The organism is Rhizobium sp. P1_E1 (assembly GCF_056406015.1).
In genome coordinates, this window is record NZ_JBFUAY010000453.1 from 1 (window position 1) to 1844 (window position 1844).

General features: G+C 55.6%; 3 protein-coding genes and 1 pseudogene. All 4 read left to right on the top strand.

From position 1 onward, the window contains the following. Positions 1-398 (top strand): nuclear transport factor 2 family protein (locus tag AC1D1Z_RS37000; RefSeq protein WP_477853784.1); only part of this gene is annotated, 398 nt, incomplete at its 5' end. Positions 399-506: 108 nt separating this feature from the next. Next, complete coding sequence (locus AC1D1Z_RS37005; RefSeq protein WP_477700128.1) at positions 507-755, top strand: hypothetical protein; 249 nt, start codon at positions 507-509, stop codon at positions 753-755. Between the two features lie 325 nt (positions 756-1080). Next, positions 1081-1587, top strand: coding sequence for a hypothetical protein (locus AC1D1Z_RS37010; RefSeq protein WP_477700129.1), 507 nt, complete (start codon positions 1081-1083; stop codon positions 1585-1587). 17 nt (positions 1588-1604) lie between these two features. After that, a pseudogene (locus AC1D1Z_RS37015) lies at positions 1605-1844 on the top strand (isoprenylcysteine carboxylmethyltransferase family protein); the annotation flags it as partial.

The following is a 1844-nucleotide window of genomic DNA, read 5'->3' on the forward strand; positions in this document are numbered from 1 at the left end:
TCGTTGCCACCGACGAACGAGACTGGCCAGCGCTGGAGAGTTGCTTTACCAGCCCCTTTACGCTCGACATGACCTCCATGGTCGGTGGAGCGCCGACCGAAATGACGCCAAACCAGGTGGCTCAGGCATGGGCTGCCGGATTCAAGCCGCTCGACCACGTTCACCATCAGATTGGCAACCTTCGAACCGAGGTCAGTGGTAATCAAGCGCTTGTCAGATGCCACGGCGTGGCCTTCCACCACCGGGGCAAAGCAATCGGCCTGAAGAGCCGCATCTTCGTGGGTACGTACGAACTGCAGTTGCTGCCGTTCCCTGACAGATGGCGCATCTCCCGGCTTGTCTTCAAGCTCAAGTTCATCGATGGCAACCTGGAACTTGAGAAGTCGGCATCGCTGTGAGAACGACGCATACCCTCTGTCGAGCGGACGTCTTGCCCGTCACTTCGCGTCGGTCAGGACGCCCCTCATGTCAAACGTTAGATTTCACACAATCCTCAGGGGAAAACATTGATTCCATTGCACTTTCAGCCATCCGTCGAAACAGTAGATGGATATGCCAACGATGCCATTCGGATGACGCAAAAGATCTACGCCGTCGACATTTCCTCCTTTGCCCCATCCACACTGCGCCGAGTCGACTCCGTTCTGGAAGAATGGAAAACCGGCGGTGCCAAGATGGAACAGGTAGCAAAGTCCATCTATGCCTTCGGTTCGTTTGCTGGTGAGGTTTTGCTTAAGGCCAGGCATGGCGAGTAGTTTAAGCCAGATCAACCCTCAAATGACGAGGACTTCTTCGACTATCCGTTCCTGGCTGTTCGCCTGACAGGCGGAGCAGTTTGGCGCCCCATTAATCTTGGCTTTCAAATGATGGACTCAGTGCCAAACTCAAGCTATTGGAACTCAATCGTCGATCTTCTTGGAAGAGTACCAGGTGAAGCCTGACCTATCAATCGACACGGACCCACAACAGCAGGAGGCGGCCTCGCCGCGAAGTGTTGTGCGCCGGTTATCTAACGGCCGRCTATCTAACGTTAGGCGTCACAAGGCGCATAGCCGAACTGCTTACACTGGGAGATCCTGAATGAGCTATGACTTGCTTGTCTTTGCACCCGCTAAGGCGCCGAATGAACGCGAGGCATTTCTTTCCTGGTGGGAAGAGACATCCGAATGGTCCGAGAATCACAGCTACGACGATCCAAAGGTCTCTACACCAGAGCTTCAGGCTTGGTTCCTTGAGATGATCAAGTCGTACCCGGCAATGAATGGCCCCTTCTCTTCGGAAGAGTTTCCAGAAGATGATTCGGCTGTCACTGACTATAGCGTCGGGAAGGAAGCAATCTACGCCGCGTTCGCCTGGTCCAAGGCAGAAGCCGCATATGAGCAGGTCTTTAGCCTTGCAGCCAAGCATCAACTTGGGTTTTTGATGCAAGCTCAGAAACCGGGGCAGTGTGGCTACCGGACGGGAAAGGTGGGCTCAAGCTTTCTCATCAAGGTGAGTCATCAGACACTGACGACAGTGACGCCTAGCCCTTCCATCGAGAGAACGTGGCCCGGCAAGCCGGGCGCCCCCTCTCATGTCAAACGTTAGACCTCAGAGTACAAGCTATGCGCGCCCTAGAACTCAAGATCCCACCGCCGCTCGTGGCGCTAATCATCGCGGTCACCATGTGGATCGCTAGAAATGTTGCGCCGACGCTTGAACTGTCGCCCGCCACTCGTATCGTCGCAGCCGGCGTCGTCGCGGTCATTGGTGGCTACTTCAGCATCGCTGGCACTGTCGCGTTTCGGCGAGCCAGGACCACGGTCAATCCGTTGAAGCCGGAGAGGGCATCGTCACTCGTCACG